A 13431-nucleotide genomic window follows, 5' to 3' on the forward strand; every position below is an offset into this window, starting at 1 on the left:
CTGAAAGTGGAGAGTCATGCAAAACAGCCGCAAGAAGCGGCTGTTAAGTGCTGAGGGTTATTGGTTGTCGCCGTACTCGCTTTTGATCTGCTCTTCGGCCTGGTCGAGCCACATCTCCAGATCGTCAGTATCGAGGGCATCAATCTCCCCCGGCTGAAATCTAAACCACCTCGCCAGCAGTCCCTGTGCCTGCGTCAGGGTCTTTGTTGCTTTTGCCCAGCCCAGTGACTTGCTGAAATCGGGTCTGCAGCTCCAGATAATCGGCCAGGTCCATGTTGTCCATGTCCTCCGGGAGCAGGCCGGTACTGCGGGAAATCAGTGGCTCATCCCAGTCTGCCGGGTCTTTATGCGTTTTCTTGACCAGTTTGAGGTCTTTAACCGTCAGGCGCTTAAGGGTGAGTTGAGAAATGGAGTTACCTGCTGCCGTGGTGAAAGGGAACTGCAGGACGAAGATTTCGGCTTCGGTTTTGGTCTGTGACATGATCGTGCTCCTGTGTGATTTCAGGGCAGTATGTCTGGTGGAGAACGTGGCGGATATTAAAGGGGATTAAGAAGAAAGGGGCCGAAGCCCCTGTGATATCAGTGAGTGCGAAAGCCTTTGCAGTTACGAAGAAACTCGATAATGAGCGCCTTACCTTCGGCTTTGCCGATGCCGGTAAACCAGTGGTCTGGTGGTTCCCATGCCTCAATCAGGTCAGCCAGCTTCCGTGCTTTAGCGCGGGTACTGTCAATCGTGTCATTGGTTTTTTGGGTGTTAAAAAGGTGTTCCACCCCCGGAATATCGAGAATGGTAAACCAGGTACAATTCCCCATACCAATCGAACCACAGTTCCCGCCTTTGTCTTCAATCTTGACGGTCACCGTCAGCCCCCGATATTGATGCGGTAGTCAGTCAACTGGTCAACGCCGCCGACGCGGAAGATGTTGGCCAGATAATCCAGCTCCAGCAGCTCTTCGCCATCCAGTACCTGCTTGATGTATGTGCAGGTGAAGCTACTGGAGAACTCGGCGTTCTCATGCTGCTTGAAAGTGCCCAGCGGGTTCTTCTTGAACATGATCGTCAGGAACGTCACCAGCGGGATTTCATCAATTAGCCCCTGAGAGCTGTAGCGCTGAACGCTGGAACGGCACTGCAGCGCCAGCGATTTATACGGGTTCGCGGCAGACAGCATCGCGTCGCGGTAGAAGCTGTTCCACTTGATCTCACCTTCCAGCTTGTCGAAGCCTGACGGGAGTTCCACCTTGCCCACCATCCCCAGCGCTTTATGTTCCTGCATGGTCATCGACACGTCGGGGAGCTTGACCTCCTCGGCCCGGCCCAGCAGGTTAGCGCTATCCAGATAGATGTTGGCATTGGTGATGCGGTTGATCTCAATCTTTGCCATCAGCTATTCCCCTTCAGGGTTAAGAGGTATTCCGAAGTGATCTCGGTCTCATACGTCAGTCGCTCCAGCGGAGGCGGTGGCGTGTATTTGTAGCTCAGTAACAGGTGACCGGCGGCAAGCTCCGTCTCTTCGTTACGGGCAGGATCGAACCAGCATTTAAAGCCCAGCAGAGCGCCATCGCCAATCATCTTGCGCCCGTAGGCGTTTACCGACTCCGTCAGCGCATCAATCAGCGCTTGGGTGATGGGCATATCAATGTACTGCTGGCTGAAGTAGCGCAGGGACTCGTTGATCACATCGCCGGTGCGGCGAATGTTCTCAAAGTTGCGCATATGCGTAACCGTTGGCCATGCTGCTGTCCGGTTGCCCCACAGACGCAGGCCGCTGCCGTAGCTGCTGAAGACCGTGGTGATACCCTGTTCGTTGAGCAGGTTCACCTCGCTCTGCGGGTCGTCAATCATTGCCGACAGCTGGCGCTCCACGCCGGTGATACCCAGAATCTCCTGATTGGAGGACGACCACCAGTAGCCCTTGTCCAGGTCGACTTTGGCACGCAGACCCGCAGCTCGCTGACTCAGCGGCTCCAGCCGTTCGCTGTTGGTGGCCGCGTCGTACACCTTAACGTGCGGATAGCACAGACGGACGCGGTCAGAGCTGGTGTTGAAGTTAATGGTGCCTTCCGGGCCACGTCCCGCAAGAGCCTGCGCAAAGGTGGTACCCACCGGCGCGTCGATGTAGGTCACCGCGCCCAGCTTTTCAGCCATGGCGATAAGCTCAACCGAGACGCTGTTCTGGGTACAGAACACAGGGGCAATCAGGATTTTGGCGAAGTAGCCAAACAGGTTGAAGCTGTCATTAAGCAGCTTCATGCCGGTGCGGTTGCCTGCGGCGTTCACCGCTCCAATGATATCAGCCGGGGTGACTTTGGTCGGGTCAGCGAAGTTATAGCTGGCCTTCACCGTGGCATCAGCAGCAATGCTCTTCCCGAGGTTAGTAATCACCCCGGTCTGCGCATCAAGCGAATAGTCCTGACCTTCCATATAAGGCTGACCGTCGGTGGATGGCTTCAGTACCAGCTGTGCGACAACCGGGTTGGCCAGTTTAGCTTTGCCTGTCGCCTTGTCGAACGTGACATCTTCATCGGCCACTGCGGTTTTATGCACCGCCGGATCAAGTACGTTAATAACCAGAACGGTACCTGCGCCATGGTCGTAGATCGCATCCAGCGCCTGCGGAATGGTGAAGCCGGTGAGCTGGCTGCCAAATTTCGCTGCATCTTTCTCAGACAGGCACTGTACCAGCGTATTCACGTCTCCCGTCGGGGCAGTACCAATCAGGCCAATAACGGCAGATTTCACCGTCTTAACCGGGCGGGCACCGTTTTCCACTTCAATGGTTTCGACACCGTGCAGATAGTTAGCTGACATTGGAGTCCTCCGGTTTCACATCGTTGTCGCCACCGTTCCTGCGTTTCGCTAACTGCAGAGCTGGAGGGCTGGCGGGGCTGGTTTCCTCTGGTACCGGGGTCAGATGCTTCAGCGCCTCCAGTACCTTCACATAGTCATGCTCCTCCGGCAGGGAGACGTTCTTCCCCGGCCAGAGCAGTATTTCGGTTCCGTCCGACAGCGTGACGCCGCTGGCCGGGCCGGAATAGCGGTATGTTTTAATCACTCGCTTTCCTCATAATTCACTTCGGTTAACAGCGGACCGGACGGTAAATTGCTGTCTTCGATAAAGACGCTTTCAGTGGCGAAGTCGAGAGCGTACTGCCACAGCCCCTTGACCTCCCCGATAAAGACCTCACGGGTCAGCCAGATACGACGGCGGCAGTTCGGCGGGGTGTAACCGCCGAGGATGCGACGGACAGCATCCAGGACGTCAATCGCACCTCTTTTACCGTTGAGCTGGCGGAAGACCACCGTGACGCAGAGCTGGATGGTCTGGGGCTGGATCACCGCGCCGATATCATTGGGCTTGTCGAAACGCGACCCGGCATAGCTCACCAGCAGCGCCCCAACCGGATGATTCAGGCGATATTCAGCCGGTTTCTCCGGGAAGTACTCAACCTGCAGCTGGGGCAGTTTCTCGCGTAACCGGGCGAGTACAGCATCAAGGACGGGCAGAACGTTCATCAGTATTTCTCCAGCAAACCGTCGCGCCCGCCAAAGGTGGGACGGCGTGCCCGTGCCCGGATTTCACCGGACTCGGGCACATCTTTTTGGGTGGACTGCAGCCCCAGCGTGAGTTTTGCATCGCGGATAGCCTCCAACTGACGCCGGGCCTCTTTGTGATCATCCTTCACGGTGTCCGGGACAGCCCCTTCCGGGCGGCGGGTGTAGAGCCGATAACGCACCAGCGTGATGGCAATGTCCCGCAGAACGGTCGGTATCTCCGCCAGCGGCAGGGTATAGCGTCCGCGCAGATGGGCATCAATCAGTTCATCGGCATAGCGAATACAGCTGTCCACCACCTCAGTTTTCACCGTCGCGGGCGAGTCGAAGTCCAGCTCCTCGTTGGTGAGCTGGATAAGCGTCCGCTCAGGAACCTGTTCAAGCAAATCCGCGAGGGTGCAGTACATATCACACCCCGCGCAGGATGCGGATAATGTCGCCTTCGGCGAGTGCCTCATCCAGCGCAATCCCGGCAGAAATGCCTGCCGGGGTCTCACCGGCTGCGGGGACCTGAGGAACGGCGCATGCGTTCGCATCCGACTGAACGATCTGCCCTCTGGAGACTGCCGCACCGGCCTCGACGGCAACAATACCCAGTACATTGACTGGCGTTACATCACCGGCAGCGGCATCCACCTCTGCCACGCCGAGCGCGACGGCTCCAGCCTGACAGGGGGCGTTATCGGCACCGACAAAGCGCTGTTGCGTCAGCGCCGCGCTGGCCGTCACGGTAGTGGTCAGAATGACCTGTTGAGTTGTACCCATGACCGTCTCCTTATTTCACGATGTTGGTGACGAGATACCCGGCATCGCCACCGACCACGGCGACTTTGTAGATATCGGTATAACGGCAGTACTTCACCTTGCCGCCGATGCCGTCGTATTTATCCGCCACCGGCATCCCTTTACGGCGCAGGGTGTAACCGAATGACGGCTCATTTTCGTCGGCGCTGTCGGTGCCCGGCTGGGGGTTACCGACGTAATGCAGCATCAGGTTGTCGCCCCAGATATCGGTCGGGACTTTGTCCTTGTTCTGCGCGTCTTTCATGGAGGCCATGGAGACCGGCTCGCCGATCGCAACATCGTCCAACTGGAAAAGGTCTTTCAGAATTTCGATGGTGATACGCTTGCGCTCGTTGGCTCCAATCGCGGCCTGAATCGCCGGGTGGAACTTCAGCAGCGACATGACGCTTGCCCCCATGGTCATCAGGTTCGGACGCAGACCAGTGGCGTTACGCACCGCTTCAATCCCGCCTTCAATGATGCCAATCGGGTCACCCTTGCCACCGCCCCAGCGGTCAGCCGCAGCCAGCGCTTTGACGTTAGCCGCGCGATAGACGTTCTTGTCCTGGGCCAGACGGGCCGCATACAGTTCGCGTTTCAGGTTGACGCCGCTCGTCACACGGCGAATGGCTTTGGCCTCTTCGTTGAACATCGACTCGGCCTGCTCGCGATAGTCCACCGGCGCGGCCAGATCGTGCTCGTTGAGTACCAGATCCAGCTTGCCGGTTTTCTCGCGCACCAGAACGTTACTGTCAGCCCCCACGGCACGCTCGGTGTCGTACTCCACAAAAGCGGATTTACCGAAGGTCGGTACGGTCACGCCTTCTTTATCGGTCTGGACGATGGGGAAAATGCGTTCGCCGATAAACGCGGCATTTTTATAACCGCGTGCGATGCTGGTCAGCACCGGGTCAACGACGCGCTTACCCTTTAAATAGTCAGACATGTTCTCTCCTTAATTACAGGCAGCGGGAGACAGCAGCGTCGTAGCTGATGCCTTCTTTTTTCGACAGTTCCAGCGCTTTCTGATGCAGCGCCAGACGTTCCGGGTCGGCTTCAGCAAACTCCGCTGACGTCGTTTTGATATCCGTGCTCACGCGGTCTTTGGTCGCGTGTTCACTGAAATTCAGTACCGGGGCAGTGCCATCCAGCAGTGTCTTAAACGCCGTGGCCAGCGGGGTGCGGGTATCGCCCTCGGCGAACTCGACAGGCTTATCGCCACCGGCTACCGCATCAAGAATGGCAACAACAACCGGTTTTGCTGCCGGGGTCAGGCGCCCCGTGCCGACCAGCTTCTCGGCAAAGGAGACGTTGTCCGCGTGCAGTTTGTCCTGTTTGTTCTTCGCTTCCAGCTCAGCTCGCTGGTTCGCTTCGGCTTTCAGACGGGTGTTTTCCGCCTGAAGCGCCTTGATTTCTTCTTCAGTCATGGTGCTGTTCTCTTGTTGAGGGTTGGGATTGTGTTCACTGAAGTCCGGTTCAGACTTCCCGGTGTCGCGGTAAGCCTCATCACGCAGTGAATCCAGTTGCCACGGCGGGATGATTTTGTCGGTCTCATCAATCCCGAACCGGGCGATCAGGAAATCGCGCAGACGGCTCCACAGTGAGGCGTTGGTGATATCGCCCCAGTCGGAAAACTCGACGACGCCTTCTTCTTTCTCACCAAACGAAACCTGCTTCAGCCCCTTAATGGAAGGTGGCTGCGCCCCCAGAAAGCCGACATGACGCAGGTAAAGCGTACCGGGCTTCGGGTTGTTCGGTGAGTCAGGGAGATAGAACGAGGCGGAGACCTTTTTGAAGCGTCCGTTGCCCACCAGTTCGGCAAACTGCGGGTCGAGCTGGTCAGGCTCTGCCAGCAGATCGCCGCCGTTAAGCGACAGGGATTTCACCCAGCCCCACGCCGGGTCTTCCGTTTTGGGGTGGCCAATAACGAGTGGTGCTTCATGGACGGACGGGTCATAGGCTTTCACGCAGGCGGCAAGATCGCTTTGCGTGAACGGCAGTTTCGTGCCGTGCATATCGGTATGAGTACCGGCTTTAAAAATGTGAATGGCTGGCATTTTGCTGTCCCGCGTTACGTTGTCGGGGACAGTCTGTGGAAAAAGCATCAGCAGCGCTTTTAATCTGCTTTAGAAAAAATCGGGGGTATCAGTACGGGGAATGTCACGCTGCAGGCGAATAGTGGTGCAAAGCGGGGGCTGTAAAGCCTTTATAAAGGTAATACAGCCCCTCAGCGGCTGGCAATGATAAATCACCCGCCTGCAGAGACAAAACTCAGCGACGGGCCGCTGCTTCAAGATGGCGGACAATCGTATCGAGGATGGGGACAACCACTTCAGGCTGCAGCTCACCGTCCCCTGTCAGCGGCAGGAACGGACGGGCCGGAAGTTCAACGGACTCATTACGCCCCGTTTTACCACCGAACTGGTGAATCGGCCCATAAACGACATTAGTGCCAACCGCTGCCTGCCGGTCGTCATGGTCGGTTGATACTGACCCCATCAGACGCCCGGTATCCTGCAGTGTTTGCCCGTCGCGCTCTTCTGCTGCCAGCGAGGGAGTCCACCCCGGACGCCCCTCATCGAGAAAGTTAAACTGCGTCTCCGCCAGCAGGGTTCCGGCGATTTTGCGCATCGCGGGTTCCAGGTCTGTGGCAGCCAGGTCCAGCGCACGGAGGCTCCGGCGCAGGGATTCATCGTTAATGGTGATATTGACCAGGTTATCGGAAGCCATCGTTATCCTCTCAGTTCCTGCTGTGCCAGCGGTTGAAGCGTACCCTGATAGCGGGCAAGGTCGGGACGGTATGCAGCCCCCGGCGCGTAAGACCAGCCGACGTCGGTGGCCACCTTCGTGGTACCGGTATTGAAGGTGGCGACGTTCTGCATCTCGCCCGTTTTCTCTGAGACCAGCTTCAGCTCCCATCCCATGGCTGAGCCAGAATCTGACACCTTCAGGCCACGGGCACGCACATCGGCTGCGCTCAGGGCAATGACACCACAGCGGCAGCGCCAGCCGTTCGGCGGGTAGAACGCCTGCCAGAACGGGTCATCATAGCGCAGCACCAGACCATGCAGCGCCAGATGGCTCTTGCGGGTATGGCTGTCGTTGATGCCGGTATACATCCAGTACGGCCTGTCGTCGACGTTCTCCATCTGCTCCGCCCAGCGACCAGCGCTGTAGAGTACGGACATATTGGTACGAAAGATGGTGTCGAGCCGCCACGGGCTGCCCTGCTGGATGGTGACCGGCTCGCCCGTTACCGGGTCGGTGGTGTCACGTGGCCCCCACCATCCCTTGCGCAGCAGCTCCGGCTCCAGCTGCTGGCGGAACCAGCGGTCAGTCTTGCCCTCATCCAGTGCCTGCTGCAGGGCGCTCCTGATATCTTCCAGAATATCCAGCCGGGTCACTTTGGCGACGGTAAAGGCGCGGGCATGGGCATCTTGCCACATCTCCTCCCAGTCCCACGTGAAGCTATACCCTTTGGACTTCAGGTAGCTGATAGCCCGTTTGGGGGGCAGCGTCATGCAGTACGCCAGTTCAGCCGTTGTCACGCTCATGCAGACGCCCCCAGACAGTTGCAACAAACATGATACGGGCCAGCCGCTCCTGCAGGTCATCCGCATTCATCTGCGGGTACAGTTCAGCCAGCGCTCCTAGCAGCTCAGACGGGTTAACGCCGTCTTTCACCTGGTTAAAGAGCGGCTCCAGCACCGGCGCAAGTACGCCGTTTAAGGTGCCACCGTTCATCAGAATATCCAGCGCATCATCGAGGTCCTGCTGGGCCTGAATATCAGCATCTATGGCCTCGGCGAACGACAGTGGCAGCATGTTCTTCTGGCGCTCTGACGGTGGTGTCTCGTCAATATCGCCGTCCTGCAGCTGGTACTCACGCTTGAAGTATTGCGGGGTGAAGACCACACCGGCGCGGCTGAGTTTCTCGTCGCGGGTTGCCTGAGTATCGTCGACCGTTCCCTGTTCCCACATCTTCCAGACGGGGCTGGCCACATCGCCAAAGTTCATTGATACCGCCATCCTGATGGCCTGATTCACCGCGCTTTCCACGATATCAGCGTCAGCGTCACGGATATCATCGGTGACCTCCAGTCCGGCCTGCGCGGAGGCGCGGTTACTGTTGGCCTCGGTGGTCTGGTTCTGCCCCAGCAGGGCTATGGAGATTTCACTGCGGGCAAGCGTTATCAGGTTCTGATAAATATCGCTGCTGTCGGCCTTGCCTGCGGCCTCCTTGATTTCGATAGAGGAATCGTCAGGGATAGCGGCCACCGCGTCTTCCACCATTGCCTCCATGGAATCCAGCAGCAGGTCAATCTCACCCTGAGCGGTACCGCGCGGATGCTTGCCGATAACCCACGGTGAGCCGTATTTCTCGGCAAAGCGCACCCAGAACTTCATGCCGCCTTTTTTGAAGGTCACGGGCCAGAAGCACATCGACAGGTCAGGGAAGCCATACGGGTTATCGTAGGTCGCGTCCTGACGCGGTACCACGAACTTGTTCAGCGGTACCGGCTCGCCTTCAAGCCCGGCGTCTTTAGCACGAAAGCGCAGCAGATTATCATTGTCGAACTGGAACCACTCCGGTGGCTTGCCCACGATATCGGCGATGCCCCAGGATTTAACAGAGCGTCCCCATATGACCTCACAGGGCTGATACCCGTAGAGAACGGCGTCGGTCATCTCGCCGATGATGCGGGACAAATCCAGATCGTCGAGCATATCCCGGATGAAGCTGAATACCCGCGCCGGGGCATGACCGCGCTCAAGACCACGCTCCAGCGACTTGACCGCCGCCTTACGCCTGCGGATGCAGCCGCCGACCAGCGGGTCGGTACGCAGCTCGCGATAGATGCGGATATCCCGGCCCTGAGATTTCAGAATGGGGTCAGGGTTAGGCAGGTACATCCCCAGCCCGAAGAAGTCGATGGAGCGGCTGCGCGAGGCGATCTGCTCCGTCAGCGTTTTATTGGGTTCGGCAAAAGAGACAAACTCATTGGGTGAAACCCAGAGTCCACGGGCCATCAGTAATCCTCCAGCATACGGGCCGCCTGACGACGACGGCGTGAGCTTGCCTTCACCGGCCCTTTGTTAATTTCACGGCTGGCGAAGTACGCCAGCGCCAGCGCGATGGCTGAATCCCCGTGACGTTTGCCACTGTCAGACTTCGCTTTTGAGCGCTGTTCCGGCACGCGGGGAACGCCGTTGACCACCTGAACGGCCCGCAGGTCGTCCAGCGTGTCTTCATCCTTCGGTAAATCCACCAGGTTGCCATCTTCCAGCGCAGCCTTGACCGGCGGCATATGCTCGCGATACCAGTTTTCAGTAGGCATGACCTGCTTAACCCGGCTGGAGCCGTAGCGTTGCATGGCGTATTCGGCGAGGTAAGAGCCGTTACCACGGGCGTCGAGCGCCGCGCCCATCAGGTTTGGCAGGCCGTCCATCAGATACCACGCGATTTGCTCCTGCTGTTTGAACGGCACGTTGCGCAGCTCCAGCACGAACGGTACGCGGCGTACCAGGTTCTTCTCCTGCAACAGGGGATAGTCCACCGACAGGTCACCGCTGCGGCCAAAGTCGCGCCCCAGGAAAGAACGTGCGTCAGCAGGCAGAGCTTCCAGCAACGGTTTGAGGTGTTCGTCCAGCCAGTCCTGCGTCTCGCTCCAGCGGACGTCGTCGGGCTTCAGCTCGTAGCCCTCCGGGCAGGTCAGGCGCAGCACCGGCGTATCGGGTGACATGCGGGACTCAATCAGGGCGCGGGACAGCCAGGCGCCGCCTCCGTTGGCCGGGACACAGTCAAGCTCCTCGGATGCACCGGCACCGTAGAATTTGTACACCGATGCCATCCACGCCTGCTCGGACGCTTGCGACCATTCTTTCCCGGTACGCAGGCAGACGCGGTGGAACAGTCCCTCCGCCACGGCCTCCTGGAAAGTAATACGGTGTACGCTGCCCCCCTGACGTCCGGCCCGGATATCACCGATAAGCGTATTGAACGGGTTATCGTCACCGTCATGGGTGGAGATAACGCGCACCTTGCCACCCCAGATAAGCATCGCCAGCGCCGCCTTCAGCAGTTCATCCAGTTGCTCATGGAACGCCGCTTCGTCGATAACGATGATGCCCTGACGGCCACGCAGGTTAGACGGGCGGCTTGAGAGCGCAACAACGCGGAAGCCTGAATCAGGGAATTTGATGGTGTAGGTCTTGATGTGTTTGTCGTCTTCGTCTTCTTCCCAGAAACCCTCTTCGATTTCGCTGGCGGCATAGTTGAATGCCCGCGCCCACATCGCACACGCCTGGATATATTCGACGGTCATGTCCTGGTTATAGGCGATGTAATACACGTTCATCCCGCCCGCAGGTGCTGAAGAGGCTGCGGTCAGAACATCATCGGACGCTTCAGCCCAGGTGATACCGGTACGGCGGCTCTTCTCAATCACCTTGAGCGGCGACGTATCAGCCACCCAGCGCTGCTGGTAAGGCATCAGAACGGCGGGGATATCCAGCGCCGAGGTATCAGGCAAAACGGGAGCAAGCTGGCTCATGTGGCAATCCCCAGAATTTCACGGCGCAGCGCCTGTACTGCATCGGTTGACAGTCCACCCTTACGGGCAATTTTCTCGGCGTTGCTGGCTGCCTGCTGCGTTCTGGCCTGGACTTCGGACTGGAACTTCTTGAGGTTGACGGACGCGCGGGACAGCGTGGCCACGTTCTTCGCCACCTTCGACAGCAGCGCCACGCGCTCTTTGGGGTCGACTTCGCCTTCTTCCGCTTCCTGCAGCTGGACAATACTCTCGAACAGCTCAGTCTGAATCAGGGCGATCACCGCTTCCGAACGCGCATCCTGATCGTCAGCAGCTCCCTCGGTCAGCATGTGTGCCGCTTCTGTCGCCGCACGGATAGCGCCATAGCGGCGCTCAATCTTCTGGCCATAGCGATGGATAGCCGATTTGCTGATGACGTAACCCTGCTCACGCAGCAGGGACTCCAGCTCGTTGTACCCGCTGAAGCCGGATTCAGTCAGCGCCCGCTCAAGCCAGCGACGCACGTCTTCCGGCAGCTTTTCTATCGTGCTGCGTCTGGCCATCATTCACTCCAGTACTTTTCCGGGCGGGCGATGCCAGGGCCGCATTCCACGGTGTATTCCACCAAGTCAACGCCGAGGCGGGTCAGGTCGGCAAACCAGTCGCCGGAGGGTTTTTTCTCCAGATCTACCATCTTGCGGTCGGCCAGATAATCCAGCTCACGGCGCAGCTCCAGCGGCGTGGTGTCCGGGTAGATGGCGCGGGATACATCCAGCAGCAGCGTCTCGCTGGCGGTATACGGGCGGGTTTTGTTCAGAGCAACCAGCAGACTCCAGCGCAGGGATTCCCGGCGCACGCGGGCGATATCAACCATGGTGACCTCCTGTATGACGGTACTGCTGTACCACTTCCAGTTTGTTGTAGAGTGCGTCCAGCTTGGCCTCGATGACCGTCTGGCCACGGATGTAATCCTCGCGGCGGACGTAGTTCAGCGGTAAATCCGCCTTAAACCGCATAAATTCTTTTTCCAGCTCGCCCCAGTTGGAGGCGGACTGTTGCAGCGACTGCTCAAGGGAGGCGAACCGAGCCGCCTGACGCTCCTCCGCTTTACTGAACAGCCACTTGGCCATACCGCCGACAAAGCTCATGAAGGTAATGAGAAAGCCCACCACCGTCCAGAATTCAACCTGCAACGTCATTTCTGTAATCCTTCCCGTTCGTCCAGCAGCCCGTTTATCTGGCCACGCCAGATGCGGCACTGCTTCGCGTTGTCGATGATGTTGGCGAGGACGTCACGCTGGGAGACGCCTGAGTCGCGTAGCCAGGCGTCAGCGGCTGCAGGTTGCCCGGACGCTGCGCGAGTGCCGGTGCCAGCGGCGGCAGTTGCGTCTGAATGACCGGCGTCGACGGATGCGTTGTCATATCCGAGCGCGGCGTTGTACTGGCGCACGAAACCGCGAGTAAACACGCACTCAATGGGATGGCTCTTACCTTTTTCATCAATCCAGCGCTGTGTGACATCGTTAATTTGCCCCTGTAGTTGTTTGTTCTGGCTCTCTAGCTGAGCAATCTGCTCAAGGTAACTGGCTTCGGCCTGATGCCCGGCGGCAACCTGCTCCTGATACCGTTTTGCCCAGGCCCGCAGCGCTGCGTTCTCAAGCGTCGTTTGTTCGGTTTTATAGGTATCAAACGCTGACTGCAGCCGACTGAGCGCTGCGTCACCGTCACGTTTTGCGTCCTCAGAACCGTCGTGATAGCCCCAGCGGTTCAGTCCATAAAGAGCAGCCACCAGAACAAGCGCCAGCACCATGCCGCGCCACGGTAATCTTTTAACCAGGTTCCACACAGCTGCTGCCTCCCCATGTGAGATAGCGCGGTGCCAGCTCCCGCAGGATGCGCTGCGGATAGTGGCGGTTCTCCCGCCAGTTGGCAGCGCTTCGCCCGGCATTCACCGTGGCGACATGTCCAAACCAGCGGGTACTGTCCAGCCCCTTCTGTGAGGCCAGCCGTTTGTCCCGCTGTACCCAGCCCAGACCGCCGTTATAGCTCGACAGTGTCATGGCCATACGCTCACAGTTGTTGGCGGCGCTGACGCGCTGCCACAGCCAGCGGTCATAGCTGACCAGCGCCCGGATGGCCCATGCCGGATTAAACGGCTCACGGCTGTTCAGCCCCGGCATCAGCTGGCTTATCCAGTCGGCGGTGGCGGGCATAAACTGCGCCAGCCCCTGAGCGCCAACCGGCGAGACCGCATCAGGTCGCCAGCCGCTTTCCTGATGCAGCTGTGCGGCGAAGTCGGCCACCGGCGCTGACATTCCCCATTCAAGCCGGGCATTACGGATCACATCGTCGCGATACTGCAGCGCAGCCTGCGGTGGCTGCGCTGCGCGGGCCTGACTGAAGAAGCCGCCACACCAGAGCAGCCAGGCAATAACCAGGTTGCCAGCGAGCTGCCACCAGAAGCTGTATTTATCGTTGCGTGGCTCGCCATGCTTGATGGCGGTTACGCCCAGACCAAAGGCAAGCAGGATGATGAGGGTGATTTGAGGCCAGTTCATG

The 13431-nt window shown here is 58.7% G+C and carries 20 protein-coding genes; all 20 read right to left on the reverse strand.

The genetic code is table 11. From position 1 onward, the window contains the following. Positions 1 to 57: 57 nt before the first annotated feature. The 20 genes from KGP25_RS19625 to KGP25_RS19720 all read right to left on the reverse strand — a co-directional run bounded on the left by KGP25_RS19625 (position 58) and on the right by KGP25_RS19720 (position 13430). Entirely contained in the window at positions 58 to 198 is a 141-nt protein-coding gene (locus tag KGP25_RS19625; protein ID WP_152958661.1) for a GpE family phage tail protein, read from the reverse strand. Beyond that, positions 161 to 481: a phage tail assembly protein gene (locus KGP25_RS19630; protein WP_223539519.1), complete on the reverse strand. Its 321-nt coding sequence runs from the start codon at positions 479 to 481 to the stop codon at positions 161 to 163. The genes KGP25_RS19625 and KGP25_RS19630 overlap by 38 nt, the downstream gene beginning before the upstream one ends. 98 nt (positions 482 to 579) lie before the next feature. Then, positions 580 to 861 (reverse strand): hypothetical protein, encoded by a 282-nt coding sequence (locus tag KGP25_RS19635; protein WP_214146857.1) that lies wholly within the window; start codon positions 859 to 861, stop codon positions 580 to 582. 2 nt (positions 862 to 863) lie between these two features. After that, positions 864 to 1388, reverse strand: a complete 525-nt coding sequence (locus tag KGP25_RS19640; RefSeq protein ID WP_175086660.1) for a phage major tail tube protein — start codon at positions 1386 to 1388, stop codon at positions 864 to 866. Then, positions 1385 to 2812 (reverse strand): phage tail sheath subtilisin-like domain-containing protein, encoded by a 1428-nt coding sequence (locus tag KGP25_RS19645; protein ID WP_214146858.1) that lies wholly within the window; start codon positions 2810 to 2812, stop codon positions 1385 to 1387. Before KGP25_RS19645 ends, KGP25_RS19640 begins: the two co-directional genes overlap by 4 nt. Continuing rightward, positions 2802 to 3053: a hypothetical protein gene (locus KGP25_RS19650; protein WP_214146870.1), complete on the reverse strand. Its 252-nt coding sequence runs from the start codon at positions 3051 to 3053 to the stop codon at positions 2802 to 2804. Before KGP25_RS19650 ends, KGP25_RS19645 begins: the two co-directional genes overlap by 11 nt. Next, entirely contained in the window at positions 3053 to 3517 is a 465-nt protein-coding gene (locus tag KGP25_RS19655) for a Gp37 family protein (RefSeq protein ID WP_214146859.1), read from the reverse strand. The genes KGP25_RS19650 and KGP25_RS19655 overlap by 1 nt, the downstream gene beginning before the upstream one ends. Then, on the reverse strand, positions 3517 to 3963 hold the full coding sequence (locus KGP25_RS19660) for a DUF1320 domain-containing protein (RefSeq protein WP_214146860.1): 447 nt from the start codon (positions 3961 to 3963) through the stop codon (positions 3517 to 3519). Before KGP25_RS19660 ends, KGP25_RS19655 begins: the two co-directional genes overlap by 1 nt. A 1-nt stretch (position 3964) precedes the next feature. Further along, a complete protein-coding gene (locus tag KGP25_RS19665; protein ID WP_214146861.1) occupies positions 3965 to 4321 on the reverse strand; it encodes a DUF2190 family protein in 357 nt (118 codons plus the stop codon). Positions 4322 to 4331: 10 nt separating this feature from the next. Next, the gene (locus KGP25_RS19670) at positions 4332 to 5285 is read right to left on the reverse strand and encodes a hypothetical protein (protein WP_214146862.1); all 954 of its coding nucleotides are present in this window, start codon (positions 5283 to 5285) and stop codon (positions 4332 to 4334) included. 13 nt (positions 5286 to 5298) lie between these two features. Continuing rightward, complete coding sequence (locus KGP25_RS19675; RefSeq protein WP_214146863.1) at positions 5299 to 6396, reverse strand: peptidase; 1098 nt, start codon at positions 6394 to 6396, stop codon at positions 5299 to 5301. A gap of 214 nt (positions 6397 to 6610) precedes the next feature. Further along, positions 6611 to 7069: a phage virion morphogenesis protein gene (locus tag KGP25_RS19680; RefSeq protein ID WP_006122439.1), complete on the reverse strand. Its 459-nt coding sequence runs from the start codon at positions 7067 to 7069 to the stop codon at positions 6611 to 6613. A 2-nt stretch (positions 7070 to 7071) separates the two neighbouring features. Next, entirely contained in the window at positions 7072 to 7893 is an 822-nt protein-coding gene (locus KGP25_RS19685; protein ID WP_214146864.1) for a phage minor head protein, read from the reverse strand. Then, a complete protein-coding gene (locus KGP25_RS19690; protein WP_080189903.1) occupies positions 7874 to 9370 on the reverse strand; it encodes a DUF935 domain-containing protein in 1497 nt (498 codons plus the stop codon). Before KGP25_RS19690 ends, KGP25_RS19685 begins: the two co-directional genes overlap by 20 nt. After that, entirely contained in the window at positions 9370 to 10893 is a 1524-nt protein-coding gene (locus KGP25_RS19695; protein ID WP_016246282.1) for a hypothetical protein, read from the reverse strand. The genes KGP25_RS19690 and KGP25_RS19695 overlap by 1 nt, the downstream gene beginning before the upstream one ends. Then, a complete protein-coding gene (locus KGP25_RS19700; RefSeq protein ID WP_223540585.1) occupies positions 10890 to 11435 on the reverse strand; it encodes a DUF3486 family protein in 546 nt (181 codons plus the stop codon). The genes KGP25_RS19695 and KGP25_RS19700 overlap by 4 nt, the downstream gene beginning before the upstream one ends. Continuing rightward, a complete protein-coding gene (locus KGP25_RS19705) occupies positions 11435 to 11746 on the reverse strand; it encodes a hypothetical protein (RefSeq protein ID WP_006122433.1) in 312 nt (103 codons plus the stop codon). The genes KGP25_RS19700 and KGP25_RS19705 overlap by 1 nt, the downstream gene beginning before the upstream one ends. Further along, positions 11739 to 12071, reverse strand: a complete 333-nt coding sequence (locus KGP25_RS19710) for a hypothetical protein (protein WP_000175096.1) — start codon at positions 12069 to 12071, stop codon at positions 11739 to 11741. The genes KGP25_RS19705 and KGP25_RS19710 overlap by 8 nt, the downstream gene beginning before the upstream one ends. Continuing rightward, the gene (locus tag KGP25_RS19715) at positions 12068 to 12718 is read right to left on the reverse strand and encodes a lipoprotein (RefSeq protein ID WP_023214056.1); all 651 of its coding nucleotides are present in this window, start codon (positions 12716 to 12718) and stop codon (positions 12068 to 12070) included. Before KGP25_RS19715 ends, KGP25_RS19710 begins: the two co-directional genes overlap by 4 nt. After that, positions 12702 to 13430 carry a transglycosylase SLT domain-containing protein gene (locus tag KGP25_RS19720; RefSeq protein WP_223539520.1) on the reverse strand — a complete coding sequence of 243 codons (729 nt, stop codon included), beginning with the start codon at positions 13428 to 13430 and terminating at the stop codon, positions 12702 to 12704. Before KGP25_RS19720 ends, KGP25_RS19715 begins: the two co-directional genes overlap by 17 nt. Position 13431 lies beyond the last annotated feature (1 nt).

It is taken from the genome of Enterobacter sp. JBIWA003 (assembly GCF_019968825.1).
In the GTDB taxonomy this organism is placed as follows: domain Bacteria; phylum Pseudomonadota; class Gammaproteobacteria; order Enterobacterales; family Enterobacteriaceae; genus Enterobacter; species Enterobacter quasiroggenkampii.

Bases quoted from the DNA above. Each gene is read 5' to 3' on its own strand.
- KGP25_RS19630 (WP_223539519.1), bottom strand. From the start codon at position 481: ATGTCACAGACCAAAACCGAAGCCGAAATCTTCGTCCTGCAGTTCCCT.
- KGP25_RS19645 (WP_214146858.1), bottom strand. From the start codon at position 2,812: ATGTCAGCTAACTATCTGCACGGTGTCGAAACCATTGAAGTGGAAAAC.
- KGP25_RS19655 (WP_214146859.1), bottom strand. From the start codon at position 3,517: ATGAACGTTCTGCCCGTCCTTGATGCTGTACTCGCCCGGTTACGCGAG.
- KGP25_RS19660 (WP_214146860.1), bottom strand. From the start codon at position 3,963: ATGTACTGCACCCTCGCGGATTTGCTTGAACAGGTTCCTGAGCGGACG.
- KGP25_RS19665 (WP_214146861.1), bottom strand. From the start codon at position 4,321: ATGGGTACAACTCAACAGGTCATTCTGACCACTACCGTGACGGCCAGC.
- KGP25_RS19670 (WP_214146862.1), bottom strand. From the start codon at position 5,285: ATGTCTGACTATTTAAAGGGTAAGCGCGTCGTTGACCCGGTGCTGACC.
- KGP25_RS19675 (WP_214146863.1), bottom strand. From the start codon at position 6,396: ATGCCAGCCATTCACATTTTTAAAGCCGGTACTCATACCGATATGCAC.
- KGP25_RS19680 (WP_006122439.1), bottom strand. From the start codon at position 7,069: ATGGCTTCCGATAACCTGGTCAATATCACCATTAACGATGAATCCCTG.
- KGP25_RS19685 (WP_214146864.1), bottom strand. From the start codon at position 7,893: ATGAGCGTGACAACGGCTGAACTGGCGTACTGCATGACGCTGCCCCCC.
- KGP25_RS19690 (WP_080189903.1), bottom strand. From the start codon at position 9,370: ATGGCCCGTGGACTCTGGGTTTCACCCAATGAGTTTGTCTCTTTTGCC.
- KGP25_RS19695 (WP_016246282.1), bottom strand. From the start codon at position 10,893: ATGAGCCAGCTTGCTCCCGTTTTGCCTGATACCTCGGCGCTGGATATC.
- KGP25_RS19700 (WP_223540585.1), bottom strand. From the start codon at position 11,435: ATGGCCAGACGCAGCACGATAGAAAAGCTGCCGGAAGACGTGCGTCGC.
- KGP25_RS19705 (WP_006122433.1), bottom strand. From the start codon at position 11,746: ATGGTTGATATCGCCCGCGTGCGCCGGGAATCCCTGCGCTGGAGTCTG.
- KGP25_RS19710 (WP_000175096.1), bottom strand. From the start codon at position 12,071: ATGACGTTGCAGGTTGAATTCTGGACGGTGGTGGGCTTTCTCATTACC.
- KGP25_RS19720 (WP_223539520.1), bottom strand. From the start codon at position 13,430: ATGAACTGGCCTCAAATCACCCTCATCATCCTGCTTGCCTTTGGTCTG.